Source organism: Hwanghaeella sp. (assembly GCF_965227365.1).
In the GTDB taxonomy this organism is placed as follows: domain Bacteria; phylum Pseudomonadota; class Alphaproteobacteria; order UBA8366; family Aestuariispiraceae; genus Hwanghaeella.
Genome location: NZ_OZ245754.1, coordinates 806023 through 826363 on the forward strand (window position 1 = coordinate 806023; position 20341 = coordinate 826363).

14 protein-coding genes are annotated in these 20341 nt (G+C 59.7%); 10 read left to right on the forward strand and 4 right to left on the reverse strand.

Features of this window, described 5'->3' with window-relative positions; genetic code table 11:
• Window positions 1-303: 303 nt before the first annotated feature.
• From ACQK2G_RS03600 to ACQK2G_RS03610, 3 genes are all read left to right on the forward strand, one after another.
• The gene (locus ACQK2G_RS03600) at window positions 304-2082 is read left to right on the forward strand and encodes an autotransporter assembly complex protein TamA (RefSeq protein ID WP_425403653.1); all 1779 of its coding nucleotides are present in this window, start codon (window positions 304-306) and stop codon (window positions 2080-2082) included.
• Window positions 2083-6483 (forward strand): translocation/assembly module TamB domain-containing protein, encoded by a 4401-nt coding sequence (locus ACQK2G_RS03605; RefSeq protein WP_425403654.1) that lies wholly within the window; start codon window positions 2083-2085, stop codon window positions 6481-6483.
• 141 nt (window positions 6484-6624) lie between these two features.
• Complete coding sequence (locus ACQK2G_RS03610; protein ID WP_425403655.1) at window positions 6625-6912, forward strand: ferritin; 288 nt, start codon at window positions 6625-6627, stop codon at window positions 6910-6912.
• A gap of 59 nt (window positions 6913-6971) precedes the next feature.
• On the opposite strand, the gene ACQK2G_RS03615 is transcribed toward ACQK2G_RS03610, so the two are convergent.
• From ACQK2G_RS03615 to ACQK2G_RS03630, 4 genes are all read right to left on the reverse strand, one after another.
• Window positions 6972-9638: an ATP-binding protein gene (locus ACQK2G_RS03615; protein WP_425403656.1), complete on the reverse strand. Its 2667-nt coding sequence runs from the start codon at window positions 9636-9638 to the stop codon at window positions 6972-6974.
• Window positions 9638-9904: a hypothetical protein gene (locus ACQK2G_RS03620; RefSeq protein WP_425403657.1), complete on the reverse strand. Its 267-nt coding sequence runs from the start codon at window positions 9902-9904 to the stop codon at window positions 9638-9640. Before ACQK2G_RS03620 ends, ACQK2G_RS03615 begins: the two co-directional genes overlap by 1 nt.
• A gap of 15 nt (window positions 9905-9919) precedes the next feature.
• A complete protein-coding gene (locus ACQK2G_RS03625) occupies window positions 9920-10297 on the reverse strand; it encodes a response regulator transcription factor (protein WP_425403658.1) in 378 nt (125 codons plus the stop codon).
• Between the two features lie 124 nt (window positions 10298-10421).
• Window positions 10422-11816, reverse strand: coding sequence for a short-chain fatty acyl-CoA regulator family protein (locus ACQK2G_RS03630; RefSeq protein WP_425403659.1), 1395 nt, complete (start codon window positions 11814-11816; stop codon window positions 10422-10424).
• Window positions 11817-12064: 248 nt separating this feature from the next.
• On the opposite strand from ACQK2G_RS03630, the gene ACQK2G_RS03635 reads away from it, so the two are divergent.
• From ACQK2G_RS03635 to ACQK2G_RS03665, 7 genes are all read left to right on the forward strand, one after another.
• Entirely contained in the window at window positions 12065-13408 is a 1344-nt protein-coding gene (locus ACQK2G_RS03635) for a substrate-binding protein (RefSeq protein ID WP_425403660.1), read from the forward strand.
• 88 nt (window positions 13409-13496) lie between these two features.
• The gene (locus ACQK2G_RS03640) at window positions 13497-14525 is read left to right on the forward strand and encodes a branched-chain amino acid ABC transporter permease (protein ID WP_425403661.1); all 1029 of its coding nucleotides are present in this window, start codon (window positions 13497-13499) and stop codon (window positions 14523-14525) included.
• A 3-nt stretch (window positions 14526-14528) separates the two neighbouring features.
• Window positions 14529-15677, forward strand: coding sequence for a branched-chain amino acid ABC transporter permease (locus tag ACQK2G_RS03645; protein ID WP_425403662.1), 1149 nt, complete (start codon window positions 14529-14531; stop codon window positions 15675-15677).
• A gap of 12 nt (window positions 15678-15689) precedes the next feature.
• Window positions 15690-16445, forward strand: coding sequence for an ABC transporter ATP-binding protein (locus tag ACQK2G_RS03650; protein WP_425403663.1), 756 nt, complete (start codon window positions 15690-15692; stop codon window positions 16443-16445).
• A 26-nt stretch (window positions 16446-16471) separates the two neighbouring features.
• Window positions 16472-17272, forward strand: a complete 801-nt coding sequence (locus ACQK2G_RS03655) for an ABC transporter ATP-binding protein (protein ID WP_425403664.1) — start codon at window positions 16472-16474, stop codon at window positions 17270-17272.
• A gap of 24 nt (window positions 17273-17296) precedes the next feature.
• Window positions 17297-17929, forward strand: coding sequence for a hypothetical protein (locus ACQK2G_RS03660; protein ID WP_425403665.1), 633 nt, complete (start codon window positions 17297-17299; stop codon window positions 17927-17929).
• 129 nt (window positions 17930-18058) lie between these two features.
• On the forward strand, window positions 18059-20302 hold the full coding sequence (locus ACQK2G_RS03665) for a DUF3604 domain-containing protein (RefSeq protein ID WP_425403666.1): 2244 nt from the start codon (window positions 18059-18061) through the stop codon (window positions 20300-20302).
• Window positions 20303-20341: the final 39 nt, after the last annotated feature.

Sequence of the window (20341 nt, forward strand, 5' to 3'; positions counted from 1 at the left end):
CTGTGCCGATATTCCGGCGCAGCCCTTTTTGCATATGCGGGGGGCTGTATATAAGGATATAGGGACGCCGGAGGCCGACTGGAAACGGCGTGTAAGGCCGTCAGGCCTTGTGTATAAGCAGAATGCGACCAGATGGTTCGGTATGCCTGATATCCGCCCGCCGTGGTGGCGTTCATCGGTTCATTTGGAACCCTGCGTATTTTCGCCGGTTAAAACGACGCAAAAGCTTTGAGATATATCCTGTCCTTCTATTTGCCCGCCCTCGTTGCCTTCTTCCTGGCGATGGGCACCTGCGGACCATCAATGGCGCAGGAAACTGAAAGCCGTCCGCAATCCGGGCAGGCCTATACCGTAACGGTGGAAGGGGTGGATTCCCTTGCCCCTGCGATCGGCGAACAAATCCGTGAAGTGAGCCTGTCCTACCAATTGCAGGCCACGCCGCCGCCGACCAAAGCCGGGTTGCGCCGCCGCGCCGACCAGGACGTGCAGCGTTTCCTGGATGCGATGCATTCTCACGGTTATTACGATGCGGCGGTGGAAGTCGATATCCAAAGCCCGGATGACGCGGCCGGGACGGTTGCCGTGACGTTCAAGATTTCCCCAGGTGCCATCTATCGGCTGGGGGAGGTCGCCATCATCCGCACCGATATTCCGCAAGGGGCCGTGGCGGATGCGGATCTGCTGGACTACCTGAACCTGGTTCCGGGTGACCCGGCGACCGCGGATTCGATCATCGATGCCGAAGGACTTTTGATCAGGCAATACAGGATATACGGCTTCCCGTTCGCCGCCGTGCCGTCTCGCCGAACCGTTATCGACAGGACCTCCAAGCTGATGACCGTTCACTATACGGTCCAGACCGGCGCCCCGGCGCTGTTCGGCGATGTCCGCGTTGAAGGATTGCGGGATGTTGAGGAGGCCTTCGTTCTTGCCCAAGTGCCGTGGATCCGCGGAACGGTCTATAATATTCAACAGGTTGAGGAATATCAGCGAAAACTCGCCCGGACGGGTTTGTTCGAATCCGTGACCGTCGCGCCGGTCCGCTCGGCTGAAGGCATCCAAGGCGGACAACAGGTCCTGACGGTCCCTATCAGCGTCACGATATTGGAGCGAGAGCACCGATCCATCGGGTTCGGCGCCACTTACTCGACGGAAGAAGGTCCTGGCGCGCATGCCTACTGGGAACACCGCAATCTATTCGGCGAAGGCGAGAAACTGCGCATCGCGGCCGGGGCTTCACAGGTGGAGCGTGCGCTGACCGGGAATTTCAAGAAGCCCCTGTTCATGAGGAACGACCAGTCGCTGGTCGCAGAAGGGGCGATCAAGGACGTTACGACCGATGCCTTCGACGAAACCCGTGTTTCCAGCTTCATCGGTGTCGAACGGCAGTTGACGCAATCCTGGAGCGTTACCGCCGGTCCGACCCTGGAACTGATCTCCCAGGATACGGAAGAGACGGGCCAGGATGACTTGATCCTTGCCGGTTTTCGGACCGGACTGAAGTTCGACAACACGGACAACCTGCTGGATCCGACCCGGGGGACCCGTTTGCAGATCGATGTTTCTCCGTTCCATGATTTCGGTGGGTTCAACGAGAGTTTTCTGAGCACGAGTTTGCATACTTCCCACTACCTGTCGGTCGACGATGATGGGGACTTTGTGCTGGCCGGGCGCACCCGCGTCGGTACGATCGTTGGGGCGGAGCGTGCCGAAGTGCCGGCCGCAAACCTGTTTTTTGCCGGGGGCGGCGGGTCGGTCCGTGCCTTCGGTTTCCAGCGCCTCGGTCCGCTGGACGACGATCTCGACCCGATCGGCGGCCGGTCGGTGGTCGAGGTCGGCCTGGAGTTCCGAGCCCGGGTTACCGAGAGTTTCGGCATCGTCCCCTTCATTGAAGCGGGTAACGTATACGAGGAAGATATCCCGGAATTCGGGGAATTGGACCTGCAATGGGGGGCTGGCCTGGGCTTCCGCTATTACACCGATATCGGCCCGGTGCGCTTGGATATCGCCGTGCCGATCGACAAGCGTGAGAACATCGACGACGACTACCAATTCTATGTCAGCTTGGGGCAGGCGTTCTGAATGAGCGAAACCCCGCAACACAAGTCCGAACCGCCGGTAAAACGGAACCGGCGCTGGAAACGCTGGGCGCTGCCCCCGATCGCGTTGATCCTTGTGCTGTTCGCCGCTGTTTTCCTTCTGACAGGAACCGGGGCCGGATTGCGGTTGATGGTTCAATTTGCCAAGGGTCCCATCGCGGAGTCGGTTGACGGCACGTTCTTCGCTGATGGGGTCTCCGGTTCGCTTTGGTCCGAGGTTTCGATCGCGGAACTGACCTTCGCGATGCCCGACGGCCTGTCGGTCCGGGGCCGGAATCTCCGGCTTTCCTGGCATCCGTCCGAATTGTTTGGCCGAAAGCTGGTCGTCGAGGCCATTGGCGCGGAAAGACTGTCTGTCGTCCTGCCGGAAGGCGACGAAGTGGAAGCGCCTTCCGAAGAAGAGCCGGTGGCGTTCTCAATTCCGCGACTGCCGGTTCGGATTGTCGTGCGCAAGTTGGACTTTCCATCCGTGGCGGTATCGTTGCCGGACGGTTCCCAATACGGCGCGTCTCTTCTGGGCGGTGTCGCGACGACCGAGACAGGCGATATCGAAACGACGGTAGACGTTGCCGCAGATTTGGACGGCAAACCGGTCGATCGCGTCTCATTGACGGGCACGGTGACGGCCGGCGATGCGCCGGAGCTGTCCCTTTCCTTGTCTGCGTCCATACCGCCGGATGGCGTGCTTTTCGCTGTCCTGGACCTGCCCCCGCACCAGCGGCGGCCACTGTCCGTTTCCGTGTCCGGCACAGGTGCGCTGGCCGGTTGGTCCGGCGATGTGGACATTGAGGCGGAAGGGTTTGCCGGTATCGGCGGACAACTGGGGCTTGGGCTCACCGATGCGGGTATGTCCATGTCGTTCGATGGCGCTCTGGATTTCTACGATCCGCGTCTTTTCGACCTGCCGCAAGGGTTGGCGGGGCGCTATGACATTGTCGTTCCGGATCTGTCGGTCGTGGATGAGACCCTGGCGATATCTGACATCCAGGTCACCAAGGAGGGCTTGGCGGCGGTTTCGTTGTCGGCCCGGATGACGTTGGATGCTACGGAGGTCTCCGCGGACGGTACGGTCGCGATCGTTCCAGGGGCGACCGCCCTTGTCGATCTTCCAATCGATTACCGGGACGCGCGTCTCACCTTCGACGTATCCGGCTTCCTTCCCGAACTTCGGGCCGACCTTCGAATGACCGTTCACGACCTGGAGGGATTCGGAAACAGTCTGGGCACTGTTGAGGCAGACGTATCGGCGGCCGGATCCTTGGATGACGGTGTAACGGTCGATGCGCTCGTGGAGGCGAAGAAAGCCGCGTGGAGCGACGACGCGCTGAGCCAACTGCTCGGTGAGACGGTCACGATAACGGCGCACGCGGAACTTGATCCATCGTTCCAGTCCATCGAAGGGATTGAGGTCTTCGTCGGCCCCTTGGGCGCCTCTCTGCAAACCGCTCTCACGATCGAGGGGGCTACGGTGACCGCTGACAAAGTCCGGGCCGGCCTCGACGACCTGTCGCGACTGGAGCCATTGATGGGGCTGCCAATCGCCGGGTCGGGGGTGATCAATCTGTCCGGGCTGAGGGTCGCGGAAGATGGGTCGGTTTCAACGGTTTTCGAAATCGCTGCCCAGGATCTTGCAGTGATCGACGATCAAACTTCCCAGATGATCGGCCGTACTCCGGTCTTGAAAGGAGATATTCTTCTTTCCGAGTCCGACGGGCTAGCGGTGACGTTGCATGACCTGCGTGCCCGCGCCGGGGCAGTGTCGGGTGTTGTGCTATTGTCTCCCGATTTTCAGGAATTGTCCGGATCGGTGAATGCCAGGGCCATCGTTTCGGCTTTACCGGCCGATGTCGGATTGACAGTCGATGGCGGCATACTCGACATCACCGCGCGATTCGCAGGGCCGTTGGCTCAACCCGACTTGGACGCGAATTTGGCCCCGTTTTCGGGGGACGCTTCCGGGACGCCTCTCGATTTAAAGGCACTAGCGGCGCAGTTGCGCTGGCGGAACGATGCGCCGTTCGTGACCTTCCAGGCAGCGGCCTCGACCCTTGGGCTGGACGCCACTGTGGAAGGCGGCGCGGCGATGTTGGAGGACGGCTTGGACATCCCCGGTATTTCGGTGACCGGAACCGGCTGGAGCGCGTGGGCTGCCGCCAAGCTGCCGGGGTATTCCTTGCCGGCGGAAGGGTCCGCGCGGGTGGTGGTTTCGGATGCGTCGCCGTTCACGGGGCTTGCGGGACTGTATTCCCTGTCCGGTCAGGCAAATTTGGAGGCACAGATCAGTAAGGGGGCGGCCGCTGATGCACAGGCTGTCAGCATCAGTTTGTCGTCGGAGCGCATCGCTGTTGCGACGGAGGCAAACGCGGCACCGATCAATGTCGAACGCGTTGCCTTAACCGCCGATATTGGTGATGTCCTGGCATTGCAGGATATCGATGCGACAGTCGACGTCAGGAACCTTGCCGGCGACGGTTTCCAAATCTCGGAAATCGGCGCGACGCTGCGGGGCACGGGCGAAACCTTCGAAGGCGAAGTGTCGGTAACGGGTGCGGATCCGACCCCGATTGTCTTTACGTCGAATGTTTCGGGCCGATTGCTGGAAAACGGTCAAGGCGAGGTGCACGCGACGGATTTGCGCTTTGGCTATGCATCTTTGAAAGAACTGGCGGCCGGGAAGGCCGACGCTGCTTTCGGGCCCGATGACAGTCTGTCCGCGGCGCTCGACTTGTCCATTCTGTCCGGAACGCTGACCGCCGGATATGACCGCGTGGACGGTGCGGCGGAACTGACGCTGGATGCATCGAGTATTCCGGTCGGTCCGCTAGCGGAACTTCAGGGTGAATCCGGCGTGGAGGGGCTGATAAACGCCAAGGCCGACTTGCGCCAATCCGTCGGCGCGACCGAGGGTGCTTTTTCACTCTCGGCGACAGGCCTGCGCACCGACGACCTGGATAAGGAGATCAGCGTTGATGTCACGGTAGGCGGTGATGTCGCTGGTGACCGTGTGCGTATCGAGGCGAAGACGGCGGGTTCGGGATTGGATCGGACGAGTATCCAGGGCGCTCTGCCATTGGCCGTCTCGCTTCTGGAACCCGGTGCGGCGTTGAACCCAGACGGACCGCTTGAAGGGATCGTGAACGCGGAAATCCAATTGCAGGAAATTTGGCCTTATCTGCCATTACCGGAACACGCGGTCAACGGTGCCCTGACGGCGGACATACGCGTCGGCGGCACGCCGGCCAATCCCTCGGTCGAGGGTGATGCGGGCATAGCGGATGGGGAATATGAACACCTCGTGCACGGCACCTTGATCAGGAATATTGAGGGCCTTGTACGTTTTGCCGGAGAGAATTTCGAGCTGGAAAGCCTTGCCGGGCAGGATCCTTATGGCGGCAGCTTCCAGATCGCCGGCAAGGGCAGTATGGCAGGCGGCGCGCCGGTCTTCGATATCGCGACAAAACTGAGTGGGCTTCGTGTCGTCAACAGTGACGCCGTGAAGGCGGATGTGGACGCGGATATTAGTACCCGCCAACAAGGCGACGGCATGATCATACAAGGCCAAGCGCTGGTCCGCCGGGCGGAGGTGAATTTGAGTGTCGCCCTGCCGCCCAGCATCTCGACCCTGGACGTCGAGGACGGTACGGCGCTGGATCCGAAGGCGGAAGAACAGACCGAGCCATCCAGGATCGCACTGGATTTGACCGTGGATGCGCCCGGGCAGATCTTTGTCCGAGGCCGTGGCCTTGAATCCGAATGGCAAGGCAACGTCCGGGTTACGGGAACGGCCAATCAGCCAATCGTCTCTGGCGGTCTAACCGCGCGGCGCGGCCGTATCGACGTCATCGGCAAGAGTTTCACGCTGGACGATTCCAAGATTCAGTTTTTCGGTGGAGAAACGATCGATCCGACGCTGGGAATTCGCGGGGAACATGAAGGGGACGACATCACCGTCATCGCCTTGCTGGAAGGCCGTGCCAGCAAACCCGAGATTACGCTGACATCCGAGCCATCCTTGCCGCAGGATGAAGTTCTGAGTCGCCTGCTCTTCGGTAAGACGGCATCGAGTTTGAGTCCGCTCGAAGCAGCCCAATTGGCGGCGTCAGCCTCTGAACTCGCCGGCGGCGGGTCCGGTATCGACGTGTTGGGCACGATCCGGGATTTTGTCGGTGTCGACGTTCTGGAAGTCGATACGTCGGGCGGCGACGCGGCCGTCAAAGCAGGGTCCTATGTCGCCGATGGTGTTTTCGTGGGCGCCAAACAGGGCGCCGCCCCGGGATCGAGCAGTGTGACGGTCGAAGTCGAGGTTACGCCCAACATTTCCGTCACCACGGAATCCGGACAAACCAGTTCCAATGCCGGCGTCAATTTTAAATGGGATTATTGACCGCGATCAGATAACCGCCGGGATCGGCCATGCGACAAAGCGTGCGCGATTGCCGTTTGAACCCGACTTCCGGTTTCGGCTATCGTCTTGCGGCGAAACAACGCAACCGGGATTTCAGGTTTCACGAAAGGGGACGGTAAAATGGCCAGCGATTCACTTCATGCACCCAGGGAACGGCTGTCAAAGGACACGCTTCATTTGCATCACGCCATCGTATCGCTGATGGAGGAACTTGAAGCCGTGGACTGGTACCGCCAGCGCGCCGACGATTGCGACGATCCGGCATTGAAGGAAATCCTTCTTCACAATATGCGCGAAGAAATGGAACACGCCGCGATGGTGCTGGAGTGGATTCGGCGGAACAACCCGGATTTCGAGGGTTTCCTGAAGGAGTTCCTGTTCACCGAAGGCGATATCGGCCATCACTGACACTGCGGGTTGAGGGTACGAGGGGGCAGGTCCTGGCACGGCCGGCCCCCGAGGTCTCATTACTTAATGCGCGACAGGGTCAGTCGGAAGAAACTCGTTCCATCGCGGGCGAATTCGGTTGTCAGATCGCCATTCATGGCCCGCATGATCGCGCGGCTGATCGGTAAGCCCAGTCCTGCTCCCTGATCCCTGTCGGCCCGTGAACCGCGGGCGAATTTTTCAAAGATCATCGACGATTCTTCCCGCGTGACGCCACCACCGTTGTCGATGATATCGATCCAGACCTTGTCGTTCTTGACTGTGGAGACAATCCGGATGGTCGGTGTGGCGGCGGTGTTGTATTTGACCGCGTTCGACAGAAGATTGATCAGGACCTGACGCAGGCGATCGTCATTGGCGCGGACAAGGGTTCCTTCCGCGACCGGTGCGACCCTGACCCCGACGCCATTGTTTCGGGTCATCCCGGAAACCGCATTGATTGCCCCTGTGACTGCGGCGTTCACCTCGATCTTCTCCAAGTCCAGGCTGACGGTTCCCGCCTCCAGCCGGCTCATATCCAGCAACTCGTCCAATAGCCGGGTCAGGCGAAGACTTTCGTCCTGAATGATCGAAACGAAACGGTCGCGATCCTCCTGCGAGAGATTTTCGTCGCTGACCAGAATATCGGAGAACGAGCGGATGGAGGTCATCGGCGTCCTCAATTCGTGGCTGACCTGACTGAGGAATTCGTCTTTCTGGGCATCCAGCGCTTTCAGCCTCTCATTCGCATTCCTAAGCTGTTGCGCCGCGTGCTCGAGTTCCGCGGATTTCTCAGCCAGTTGCCGCGACGTTTCGATCAATTCCTGGGTCTCGTCGGCGATGTCGATCAATTCGGTAATACCGACAGATTCCTGACCCGCGATCCGGGTCACCATGGCATGGGCGGATGCGGCCCCGATCGAGCCGGCCAATTCCCGCTCCAGTCGTGCGATGACCGCGTCGGTGGCATGGGGCAGGCCGGCATCGGTGCCCTGTTGCGCCGCCATTTCGTCGAACAGGCGGCGGGCAGGTTCCGTGCCGAGGATACGTTGCGCCAGGACGAACAGGTCCTCTGAATCCGCCGTTCCGACCGTGGTGCGGGACGGTCCGCCGCCGGAGGAGCGGTAAACGTCGACGAAAAGCGTGCTCTGCAGCCGTTCCAGGTCGTTTGGCCGCGTCAGGCTGGATATAAGGACGAAGGCGAGCGCATTCATCCCAACGCTCCAAAATACCGCATGGACCAGCGGATCCATGCCGGCCAGACCGAACATTGCCTGTGGGCGGAGCAATTCGATGCCCCAGGGACCATTGGCCAGTGTTTCCTTCGAGAGCAGCAACTCGCCGCTGAAACTGGGTAGGAAGAAGGTGTAGGCCCAAAGGGCAAACCCGATCACCAGACCGGCGAGTGCCCCTTTGCGCGTTGCGCCGCGCCAGAAGATGCCGCCGATCAGGCTGGGCAGGAATTGGGCGACGCCGACAAAGGCAATCAGTCCGATGGCCGCCAAGGCGTCCGACCCTCCGCTGCCATGGAAGTAGAGAAACCCTAGTCCAAGGATGGCGGCGATACTGAAGCGTCGGGACACCAAAAGCAGGTTCCGGACGTCGCCGCTTACGGCATGATCCCCGGGCAGCAACCGCAAGGCGACCGGCATGACGATATGGTTGGAGACCATGGTCGAGACCGCGATGGCCGCGACGATGACCATAGAGGTGGCGGACGAAAACCCGCCCAGGAAGGCGAGAAGGGCAAGTTCATGGCGGTTTTCCGACAGTGGGATCGTCAGGACGTACAAATCGGGATTGGCACCTTCCGGCATGACCTTCGCCCCGACGATCGCGATCGGCATGATGAACAAGGTCATTCCAAACAGGTACAACGGAAACATCCAGGACGCGGTCGTCAGGTGGCTTTCTTTGATGTTTTCGACAACGGTAACCTGAAACTGGCGCGGCAGGCAGATCACCGCCGTCGCCGACAGAAAGGTGATCGTGACCCAGCGCGGGCCGAAAACGTCCTCCGTTCCGCGGATAACCTCGGGCGGGACGTCGGCGAAAATATCGCCGAAACCGTTCGACACGCCATAGACGGCGAAAACGCCGACCGCGATCAGGGCAAGCAGCTTGACGATGGCCTCGAGTGCAATGGCGGCGACCACCCCGTGATGCCGCTCGTTGGCGTCGAGGTTGCGTGTCCCGAACAAGATTGTGAACAAGGCCATACCTGCCGCGACCCAGAAGGCGGTCGTAATCGCGTCCACTTCGCCGGCGATGACCTGATAGCTCCGCGTCACCGATTGCAGCTGCAGGGCGATGTAAGGCGTTGTCGCGATCACCGCGATGACGGTCACCAGGACTGCCAGGCTGGGGCTCTTGCCGTAGCGTGAGGAGATCAAGTCGGCAATGGACGTCACGCGGTGAGCGCGGCCGATCCTGACCAGTTTCCTGAGCAGCCACCACCAGCCGACGAATACCAGGGTCGGACCCAGATAGATGGTAATGAATTCCAGTCCGTTGCGCGCGGCCGAGCCAACGGCGCCGTAGAAGGTCCAAGACGTGCAATAGACGGAAATCGACAGGGTATAGACGACCGGCGAATGCAACCAACGCATCGGTCCGGTTCTGGTGCGGCGGTCGACGATGAAAGCAACCGCGAACAATAACGCCACATACCCGAGGCAGGCGAATAGCAGGATGTCGGTGGAAAGCATCAGCTGTCCTGGTCGGACGACGGGTCCGACTGGGATCGGTAGTCCATGCGGCCCAACGGCTTCGCCAAAAAGGCCGCCCCGACGATCAGGGCGAACCATACCAAGAAGATATAGAAAATCAGGATGGGGATGCCGAACACGGTTCCGTCCAGCAGAAACACGCTTGCGACGGGAGGCATCAAGAGAACGGCGCCGACAATCAGCAGGACCATGGAGCGGTCCCGGGTTTCGCGCCGTGAAAGCTGCAGGTCGGCCCTATCGGTCACGGCATGCGGCCTCCGTCAGGCTGCCCCTTGCCCGGCAAGCCGTTCAACGGCGGCAACCAGTTCGGCATTGGCGAAAGGCTTGGTGATGAAAAGATCCGCGCCACATTCCAAGGCGGTTTCGCGATCCTCGCGCTGGCCCTTCGCAGTAAGCATCAGGACGGGCAGGGATTCGGCGCGTTGGTCGGCACGCAATCGCCGCAAAATTTCGTAACCGTCCAGTTCCGGCAACATAACGTCCAGCACCAGAACATCGGGTACGTTTGCCAGGACCGATTCCAGCGCCTGCCGCCCGTCGGTCTCGACCCCTACCTCAAAACCGGCTCTTTCCAGAAGAAAAGTCAGCGACTCGACGATGTTCGGTTCATCCTCCGCCAACAGGACCCGTTTAGTCATTCCCGAGTATCCTCCCGCACTTCGGCCTTGTTTTATGTTTTTTTGGCCTTTGCCTAATTATCGGTACTTTTGCCCAGGCTGCAATCCACGATATTCGTGTGGTCTTTCCGTATCCTATGCCCGTTTACGCGGCCAGGGGGTCTTCGACCCGATGCAGGCAGTTGCGACGGGGGCATAGCCGGCAACTGGGCCCGACCTCCTCGACCGGTGCGTTTGCCTCAGCCGCATAGACCGTCCGTTGCGCATCCGTCTCGCTGGTGGCCAGCATGTCGGTCACATAGTGACGAGGCTTCCCGAAGCCCGTGGGACCGGTATTGCGGGCCCTGGCGACGAAAACAAACCTTGCGCCGGACGGAAACAAGGCGCGTTGGCGGATGACCGTTTCCGGCGATTGCTGCGCTCGATAGAGCACCCAGAGCGGACACGCGGCCGCATAACGCGGAATGGCGAGGCCCGAAAGACCGAGCATCTCAATGATCGTACCGGCGGCATTGGCGCGGAAATAGCCGAACCGGGGAACATTTTCGGAATGCGGCAAGGCGGTCAATCGATGGCAGACTGCGTCTATACCGGTTGAAAAGACTTCGGAGAGTGCCTCGATGTCGTAGCGCAGTTCGACGGAATAGTCCTGGAATGCCTTCATCGGCATCAGGATCGCGCCGACGGCGTAATCCGTCAGGGCCTGGGTTGCACGGCTTCTGGCCGCCGCGGTTTCTACCTCGCGATGGCTGCCGATCAGATCCTTGATCAGACCGCTCAGATGTTCCCTGGTCAGTTCATGCGCCTTGGCGTGCCGTGAAACAGGGTGTGGACTGGTCAGATGCGGCGCGAGTTTCTCCGCAAACTCCTCAATTTCCGCGAAGTGATTGTCTCGCGCGGTGAACAGTGCCTCCACCTCGTCGATCGGGGTCAGGATACGGTTTTCCTCTTCCGCCTTGTCCAGATACACCGCCAAGGCTTCCCCGATATCGGAGAGGGACCTGCTCTCCTCATGAATGATGCGGTGGAAGCGTTCTTTCCGCTCTTCCGAGGCGTCCGGATAGTCGGTCAGGATTTCCGCGGCCGAGCGTATGGACGCAATTCGCGTCAACATGCGGTGCACCGTTTCGTTCAGGAATGGATCGTTCGACAATCGCTCGGACAACGTCTGGGCCCTGGCCGATGCTTCGTGTTCCGATCGTGCCAGCGCTGCCAGGGATCTGGCCCAGCCGGGGAAGCGGCCGATCAACTCGCTGGTCCGGTGGCTTTCGATGTTCAAGCCCTGCAGCGAGGGCAAATGCGCGATCTCTACCAGCGTCTCATGCAAACGATGCTCGGATGCGCCATCCAGTTCTTCAATGGCGAGGTTCAGGCATTCGGCAATCTTGCGCAGCAGCGATCCCGCAATACGGCGTTTGTTCCATTCGATCAGGTTCAAATAGGACGCGGAGATTCCTATGCGGCGAGCCAATTCGGCTTGCGTGATCCCGATTTCCCGTCTGCGCTGCCGTATGCGCGTGCCGACGATTGTGTCGACCATTTCAATATTATCCTTATGCGGTATGGGGTTAACCTCGACAGGCAGTCAATCATTTACAAATTTGTGCGACTGCACAATAAATAATTTACAAAAAAATCGTTATAGGTCAACAATTTATTGAATATTTTACAGTGAAGAGGCATTGTCCGACCGGGTGGTTATGCACCCGAGCCGAATGCGGACCGACATGAGCGGTACCCGTCTTCGGCAGGAAGTACGGGGAAACGCACAAAGGGAGATCCTCTAAAATGAGCAAGTTCAACATCAGTCGCCGTGGGCTTCTGAAAGGCTCGGCCGCCGCGGGTGCCGGGCTGGCCCTGCCGACCATGTTCACCAGCAGTGCCTGGTCCGCAGGTTACCTGAACGAACCGAAAGGCAGCACCGTCACGTTCGGCTTCAACGTTCCGCAGACAGGCGCTTATGCCGATGAAGGTGCTGACGAATTGCGCGCCTATGAACTGGCCGTTGAGCATATCAACGGTGAGGGCGACGGCGGCATGCTGAACACCTTCTCGTCCAAGGCCCTGCAAGGCAATGGCGTGAACGGTAAGAAGGTCGTCTTCGTCACGGGTGACACGCAGACCAAGTCCGACGCCGCCCGCGCCAGCGCGAAGCGGATGATCGAAAAGGACGGCGCCATCATGATCACCGGCGGTTCCTCGTCGGGTGTCGCGATCGCGGTTCAAGGCCTGTGCCAGGACGCAGGCGTCATCTTCATGGCCGGTCTGACCCACTCCAACGACACGACCGGTAAGGACAAGCGCGCCAACGGTTTCCGTCACTTCTTCAACACGGAAATGACTGGTGCCGCCCTGGCCCCCGTGCTGAAGAACGCCTTCGGTTCCGACCGCACCGCCTACCATTTGACCGCGGATTACACCTGGGGTTGGTCGCAGGAAGGCTCGATTCAGAAGTACACAGAAGCCCTCGGCTGGAAGACCGCTGCTGCGGTCCGCACGCCGCTCGGCGCCGGTGACTTCTCGCAGTACATCACGCCGGTCCTGAACTCCGGTGCTGACGTGCTGGTCCTGAACCACTACGGCCGTGACATGGTCAACTCGCTGACCCAGGCGGTCCAGTTCGGTCTGCGTGACAAGCAGGTCAACGGCAAGGACTTCGCTATTGTCGTTCCGCTGTTCAGCCGTCTTATGGCGCAGGGTGCCGGCGAAAACATCAAAGGCATCTTCGGGTCGACGAACTGGAACTGGTCGCTGCAGGATGAAGGCTCCAAGGCTTTCGTTAAGTCCTTCGGTCAGAAATACGGTTTCCCGCCCAGCCAGGCGGCGCATACCTGTTATGCCCAGGCGATCCTGTACGCCGATGCCTGCCAGCGCGCCGGTACCTTCCGCCCGTCGGGCGTTGGTAAAGCCCTCGAAGGCTTCGACTTCGACGGCCTCGGCAACGGTCCGACGCATTATCGTGCGGCCGACCACCAGTGCTTCAAGGACGTTCTGGTCGTGAAGGGTAAGGAAAACCCGAGCTCCAAGTTCGACCTTCTGGAAGTCGTCGAAGTCACGCCTCGGGCGCAGGTCGAGTACCCGCCGGAGCTGCTCGGCGGCGAACTGGGTCCGTACAACGACGGCGCCGCCTAAGTAACCTGGTGTCGTAATTGTCGGTGGTCGTCCCCGCTGCCTCGGGGGCGGCCACCCATTCCTGGCTATTCCTGGGGAGGTCTAACCCATGGACGCAATCCTGCTGCAAATCCTGAACGGCTTGGACAAGGGCGGCGCATACGCCCTGATCGCACTCGGCCTGACAATCATTTTCGGGACGCTCGGTGTTGTGAACTTCGCGCATGGCGCCTTGTTCATGCTCGGTGCGTTTTGTGCCGTCACCGTCAAGACCTTGCTCGGCCTCGACAAGGTGAGCGAGGATCCCAACCAATTGACAGCCTGGGGCACGCCGATGGAAATCCGGACGCCCTATGTGGAGGTCTGGTTCGGCGATTTCGGGACGACCTTGCTGGATTATTCGGTTCCAGTCTCGATCCTGATCGCCATTCCGGTGATGCTGTTGATCGGCGTGGCGATGGAGCGCGGCCTTATTCGCTTCTTCTACAAGCGCGCCCACGCGGACCAGATCCTGGTGACCTTCGGCTTGGCCATTGTGCTGCAGGAAATTGTCAAAGCTAATTTCGGGGCGAACCCGATCCCGCAGCCGGCTCCGGATTCCCTAAAGGGGATGATCGATTTCGGCATCTTGGTGGGATTTGATGCAGGCAACGTCGTCTATCCTGCCTGGCGCCTGATTTACTTCCTCTTCTCAGCGGTTGTTATCGCCGCCGTCTTCGCCTTCCTACAGTTCACCACCTTCGGAATGGTGGTTCGAGCGGGGATGGCCGACCGAGAAACTGTCGGGTTGCTCGGAATCGATATCGACCGGCGTTTTACCATCGTTTTCGGTATCGCGGCGATTGTCGCGGGGCTGGCCGGCGCCATGTACACGCCGATCCTCAGCCCTGACTATCATATGGGCATGGACTTCCTGGTGCTCAGTTTCGTGGTCGTCGTGGTCGGCGGCATGGGCTCGCTCACGGGCGCCGTCGCCGCAGGATTCATGCTCGGGATACTTCAGAGTTTCGCTTCGATGAACGAAGTGAAGGAAATCCTTCCGGGTATCGACCAGATCATCATCTACCTCATCGCCGTCGTCATCCTGCTGGTTCGCCCGCGCGGCTTGATGGGTCGAAAAGGCGTGATGGAGCACTAAGCCATGAACATTTTCGCAATGGATAAGAAGGACCTGCTTCTTCTGCTCGTCTTCTCCGTCGCCGTTCTCGCGGGGCCGATCATCCTTGAGCCGTTCGGCGCCGGTTATCCCGACCTGCTGCAGAAGTTCGCCATCTTCGGAATCTTCGCGCTGGGTTTCAACATCCTGTTCGGATTGACCGGATACCTGTCCTTCGGGCATGCGGCGTTCCTGGGTATGGGGTCCTACACGGCGGTCTGGACTTTCAAGCTGCTCAGCATGAACCCGTTCCCGGCCGTCATTCTGGCCACGGTGATGGGCGGGTTGTTCGCTGCGGTCATCGGGTTTGTGTCGCTGCGCCGGAGTGGGATCTATTTCTCCATCCTGACGCTCGCCTTCGCGCAGATGAGTTACAATCTTGCCTATTCTGTGCTGACGCCGATCACCAACGGGGAAACCGGCCTGCAGTTGGCCCAGTCGGACCCGCGCGTACTCGATGTCATGTTCGGGCGCGACTACGGTGCCGTTCTGCCGTCCTCGGACCTGTTCGGCATCGACATGACCGGGTATCCGGGGTTCTACTTCTGCGGCGTTATGCTGATCATCTGCTTCTTCATCGCGATGCGCATCTTCCGTTCGCCTTTCGGGATGATGCTCCGCGCGATTAAATCCAACCAGAACCGCATGAATTATACCGGCTTCAACACGCGGCCCTACACGCTTGCGGCCTTCGTCATCTCTGGCATGTATGCCGGATTGGCCGGCGGTCTGATGGCGGTGACGGATCCGCTGGCCGGCGCGGAGCGGATGCAGTGGACCGCGTCCGGGGAAGTCGTTCTGATGACCATTCTGGGTGGGGCGGGAACCCTGCTTGGACCGGTGATCGGAGCCGGCGCCATCAAGTATTTCGAGAATATCTTCTCGGCCTTCAACGAAGGCATCCTGACGGGCATCTACGACTTCCTGCCGGAAGCCCTTCAACACATCATGGTCCGCGTCACGGGGCTGTTCGTGGGCGAAGGGTGGCACCTGACTTTGGGCGCGCTTTTCATGCTCATCGTTATCTTCCTGCCGGGTGGGCTTATGGAAGGCTTCAATCGGATCAGTAACTTCGTGAAAAACCGCACGAGCGGCGGAAACGGCGAGGCGGGTTCGCCCGCGGCCGCCGAATAAGGGGAGGGCGCCATGGCTATTCTTTCAGTCGAGAATGTGAATAAGCGCTTCGGCGGTCTGAAGGCGTTGAACAACGTCAACCTTCAAGTCGATGCCGGAACGGTCCACGCGATCATCGGTCCGAACGGTGCGGGGAAGTCGACATTGCTCAACTGCTTCGTCGGACGGCTCGAGCCGGATACCGGATCCGTTACCTTCGACGGCAGTTCCCTGCTTGGCATTCAACCGCATCAAATCAACCAACTCGGTGTCAGCCGTGTCTTCCAGACGCCCGAAATTTTCGGAAACCTGTCGCTTCTGGAAAACGTCATGATCCCGGCATTCGCCAAACGGGACGGTTCGTTCACGATGAATGCGTGGATGTCCGTGACGAGCGAGGCGGAGTTGCGCGACATGGCCCTGGATATGCTGGCAGATGTCGGTCTGGCCAATAAGTCCGAGGATATCGCGGGTCAGCTCTCACGCGGCGACAAACGCCGGTTGGAGCTTGCCATGTGCCTCATCCAGCAGCCCAAACTGCTGCTGTTGGATGAACCGACGGCGGGCATGGCGCGTGCCGACACCAATAACACGATCGACCTGATGAAACGGATCGCGGAACGCGGTGTCACCATGGTGGTCATCGAGCACGACATGCATGTCGTGTTTTCCCTGGCCGACAAGATCAGCGTCTTGGCGCAAGGAACAGTCATCGTCGAAGACTTGCCTGAGAATATCAAAGGCGATCCCAGAGTGCAGGAAGCATATCTGGGCGGCGCACATCTCTAGGCTTGCTTGGATAGGTGGAGAAGAAAATGGAAACATCGACGCAATCCGGCAGCCTCCTGAAGGACGACGCCTATGCGGGACGCGCGCCCGGCAAGAAACCGGTTTTCTCCCAAGGGGGGCAGGCCGCCTATTTCTCGTGTTGGGACATTCACGCCTATTACGGTGAAAGTTACATCGTTCAGGGCGTCAGCTTCGATATCCGGGAAGGCGAGATCGTCGCCCTCCTCGGTCGAAACGGGGCGGGCAAGACCTCCACGTTGAGGGCAATCGCCCGGGTCGACGATCCCGCGCTGAAACATGGTGAGATCTGGCTGGACCACAAGCCGCTGCACGAAATGCGTGCCCACCAGGCGGCCCAGGTCGGTATCGGTCTGGTTCCGGAAGACCGCCGGATCATTCAAGGGCTAACGGTCGAGGAAAACCTGAAGCTGGCCCAGATCGCGCCGCCGATCGGATGGTCGATCGAACGGATCTATGAATTGTTCCCGCGTTTGGGGGAACGGCGCATGCAGGAAGGCACGACGCTTTCCGGTGGTGAACAGCAGATGTTGGCCATCGGCCGGACCCTGGCGCGCGACGTCAAACTGCTGCTTCTGGACGAGCCCTATGAAGGGTTGGCGCCCGTCATCGTTCAGGAAATCGAGAAGACGCTTGAGCAAATCAAGAATCTGGGCATGACGACGATCATCGTCGAGCAGAATGCGATCGCCGCATTGCATTTGGCCGACCGGGCGATCATCCTGGACATGGGTCAGGTCGTGTTCGACGGGAAAGCGCAGGAGGTTCTCGACAACGCCGATCTGCGTCAGCAATATTTGGCAATCTAATCAGCTTGGCCGGAGTGCCGGCGGATGACCGACAAGCAACCGCAGCGCCACGAGACAATCGCGCTCAGCACGAAGTTGGAAGAAGACTTCGTCGCGCCTTTGACGGCGCTGCGCGGTGCGTTGGAAATTCTTCGCGACTATCCGGAATTGCCAGAGCATGAGCGGGTCCGCTTCGCTGAGAAGGCATTGCGGGGCTGCACCAGGCTGGAAGCCAGCGTCCGCCATTTGGGCGATATGCTCTATTCGGACAAGGACGCAACGGTTGAAGCAAAACCGACGCCGTCCGATCACGCCAAGCGGGTCCGTGTCAGTTACGAAGACAAACTGATCGAAATCGACCTCAGTGGTTTGCAATTCTCCACGCCCGAGATGGTCAACGAATTCTTCGACACGGTCGATCAGATCATCGAGGACACGGGAACCGACTGGTTCTTCGTCGTGAACTATGCCTGCCGCATCTGGCCTGAGGCCTGGATCGCCTTTGCCCATCGCGCGAAAAAGATCAACGTATCCTACTCCCTGGGAACCGTTCGGTATGTCCAGGTCTCGGACGACGACCCCTGGTCACGCGCCGCCGCGTCCGACCCGACAATCCACTCTTCCCGGGAAGAGGCCTTGGATGAAATTGCCGCAATGCGCGGCGACAAGCGGCGCTGAAGGCCCGAAGATCGGCCGAAATCGAATTCGGCGTGATTTTTTCCAACCTTTCGTGTGAGAATGCGAACCGTGGCCGGCACTGCGCCGGCCAACCTCTTGTGAGGGGAGAGGCGGAAAGGGGAGGATCGGATGCCGCATTCAACATATATGCCCGAAAGGATGGGGAGTGCGACGGTCTCTCCCACCGGACGTTTCGAAGCAGGGTCCTTCCAGGAATTCACAGTCACGTATACGGCCGGCTATTTCGGGATAGACGATACCGGGTCGATCAAGGTCGTGCACCGCTTCGCCTCGGATATGGGCCGCCCGCAGTTCGACGACCCGACCGCACCGAATTATACCACCGTCGAAGCCACGAACGGCGCCATCCTGCATGTCGAGTACGACATGAAGCGAAATATCCGACCCTGGGATAAGACACTCTATATCAAGGTCGTGCGCGGGTTCCTTCGGGAAGGAGACCAGATCATCGTCCGGTTCGGCGATCGCCGGCAAGGCAGCCCCGGGATCCGGCTTCAGACTTTTTGCGAGAAAACCTTCGAGTTCCGTGTTCTGGTCGATGCTATCGCCACATACAATTACGTGGAACTCCCCGAACAGCCGATCATTGAAATCGTTCCCGGGCCGCCCGCCCTTTACAAGGCGATCCTGCCCACGCTGCGCCGGGTGGGCGAACCTTTCCGGCTTTGCCTGAAGGGAGAGGATCAATGGGGCAACCCCTCCGACCTTTGTGACGGAACATACCGCTTGAAGGCAAACATGAACGTCGAGGGCCTTCCGGAAGAAGTGACGTTCAAAAAAGGTGAATTCGGGGTGGTGCTGGAAGGGCTCACCGTCCCCGAGGCCGGAGACCTGTGCGTGGAACTGCTCGACGCGGAGGGGGAGCCTCTCGCGTGCAGCAACCCCTGCCGTTTCGCCGATACGGCCGCGCTTCTGCCTTACTGGGGTGATCTGCATGGGCAGTCCGAAGAGACGATCGGCACGAATTCAGCCCGCGACTTCTATGATTTTGCCCGCGACAAGGCATTCCTCGATATCTGCGTTCATCAGGGCAACGACTTCCAGATCACCGAACCGTTCTGGCAATGGTTGAACGAGTTGTCCAAGGAGTTCACCGAGGACGACCGTTTCATCGTCTTCCCGGGATGGGAATGGTCTGGGAATACGGGGCTGGGCGGTGACCGGAATGTGCTGCACATGCATGAAGGGCGACAGATCCATCGCTCCTCCCATGCATTGGTGGACGATCTGTCGGATATTCACACGGATGCGACATCCGCGTCCGACCTGTTTGATGCGTTGAAAGGCGAGGAGTGTACCGTCTTCGCCCATATCGGCGGGCGCTACGCGGATATCAAGATCGCCCATGACGAGCGGATAGAACGGTCGGTCGAGGTTCACTCGGCCTGGGGTACCTTCGAATGGCTGATGGATGACGCGTTGGAGCAGGGGTATCGCGTCGGAATCATGTCCAACTCGGACGGGCATAAGGGCCGCCCTGGGGCGTCGCATCCGGGCGCGACGAAGTTTGGCGCCTATGGCGGTCTCACCTGTGTCCTTGCGCCGAGTTTCACACGCGCGGGCATCATGGAAGGTCTGAAGCGGCGGCACCATTACGGAACCACCGGCAGCCGGGTGATCCTGGATACGCGGGTTGATTTCGCTTCCGAGGCGACAATGTTTGAGGACAATCCCGATTGGGGGGAAACACCACAGCATTCGGTCATGAGTGCGATGATGGGGGATATCCTGCGATCGGAGGACAAGGAAGTGACCTTCCGGATCGATGTACACGGCGCAGCGCCGATCGAACGCATCGACATCCGAAACGGTTTGGAAACAGTGGAAATATTCCGGCCCTACACCGAGGAGGATCTCGGTAGCCGTATCCGTGTCCTCTGGGAAGGCTCCGAATACCGGGGGCGGGGCCGGGAGACGATCTGGGATGGATGCGCCGAATTGACCGGCAACAGTTTCGAGTCGCTTACGCCCATCAACCGTTACAATTTGGACAAGCGTTTCGATCAGGTCGGCGCCAACCGTCTGGAATGGACGGCGCTTACGACCGGCGGGTTCGGCGGGTTCGACGCGGTTCTGTCGGATCCCGATGCCGGCGTCATCAAGATCGACACCGCTTTGGTGAAAGAGGAGATCGCTATAGCGGATATCGGCCGGGATGAAATGATCTTTGCCAATGGCGGTATTGATCGGCGTATCCGGATATTCCGGATGCCCGATGAGAATCCGCATCGATCGGCGGTTCTGGAACGGAAGATCCGTCTAAGGGACGACCGGGACAACGCGCTCTACGTTCGCGTCACGCATGAGGACGGCCATTTCACATGGTCTAGCCCCATCTACATATTTCGATAAAGGTTTGTGACCGCTTCAGGTATCCCCGGGAGTGTTAAC

What these genes read in the sequence shown, in the direction of transcription:
- ACQK2G_RS03655 (WP_425403664.1), top strand. Translation starts at nt 16,472, where the DNA reads ATGGAAACATCGACGCAATCCGGCAGCCTCCTGAAGGACGACGCCTAT.
- ACQK2G_RS03615 (WP_425403656.1), bottom strand. Translation starts at nt 9,638, where the DNA reads ATGCTTTCCACCGACATCCTGCTATTCGCCTGCCTCGGGTATGTGGCG.
- ACQK2G_RS03605 (WP_425403654.1), top strand. Translation starts at nt 2,083, where the DNA reads ATGAGCGAAACCCCGCAACACAAGTCCGAACCGCCGGTAAAACGGAAC.
- ACQK2G_RS03650 (WP_425403663.1), top strand. Translation starts at nt 15,690, where the DNA reads ATGGCTATTCTTTCAGTCGAGAATGTGAATAAGCGCTTCGGCGGTCTG.
- ACQK2G_RS03630 (WP_425403659.1), bottom strand. Translation starts at nt 11,816, where the DNA reads ATGGTCGACACAATCGTCGGCACGCGCATACGGCAGCGCAGACGGGAA.
- ACQK2G_RS03625 (WP_425403658.1), bottom strand. Translation starts at nt 10,297, where the DNA reads ATGACTAAACGGGTCCTGTTGGCGGAGGATGAACCGAACATCGTCGAG.
- ACQK2G_RS03660 (WP_425403665.1), top strand. Translation starts at nt 17,297, where the DNA reads ATGACCGACAAGCAACCGCAGCGCCACGAGACAATCGCGCTCAGCACG.
- ACQK2G_RS03665 (WP_425403666.1), top strand. Translation starts at nt 18,059, where the DNA reads ATGCCGCATTCAACATATATGCCCGAAAGGATGGGGAGTGCGACGGTC.
- ACQK2G_RS03640 (WP_425403661.1), top strand. Translation starts at nt 13,497, where the DNA reads ATGGACGCAATCCTGCTGCAAATCCTGAACGGCTTGGACAAGGGCGGC.
- ACQK2G_RS03610 (WP_425403655.1), top strand. Translation starts at nt 6,625, where the DNA reads ATGGCCAGCGATTCACTTCATGCACCCAGGGAACGGCTGTCAAAGGAC.
- ACQK2G_RS03635 (WP_425403660.1), top strand. Translation starts at nt 12,065, where the DNA reads ATGAGCAAGTTCAACATCAGTCGCCGTGGGCTTCTGAAAGGCTCGGCC.
- ACQK2G_RS03600 (WP_425403653.1), top strand. Translation starts at nt 304, where the DNA reads ATGGCGCAGGAAACTGAAAGCCGTCCGCAATCCGGGCAGGCCTATACC.
- ACQK2G_RS03645 (WP_425403662.1), top strand. Translation starts at nt 14,529, where the DNA reads ATGAACATTTTCGCAATGGATAAGAAGGACCTGCTTCTTCTGCTCGTC.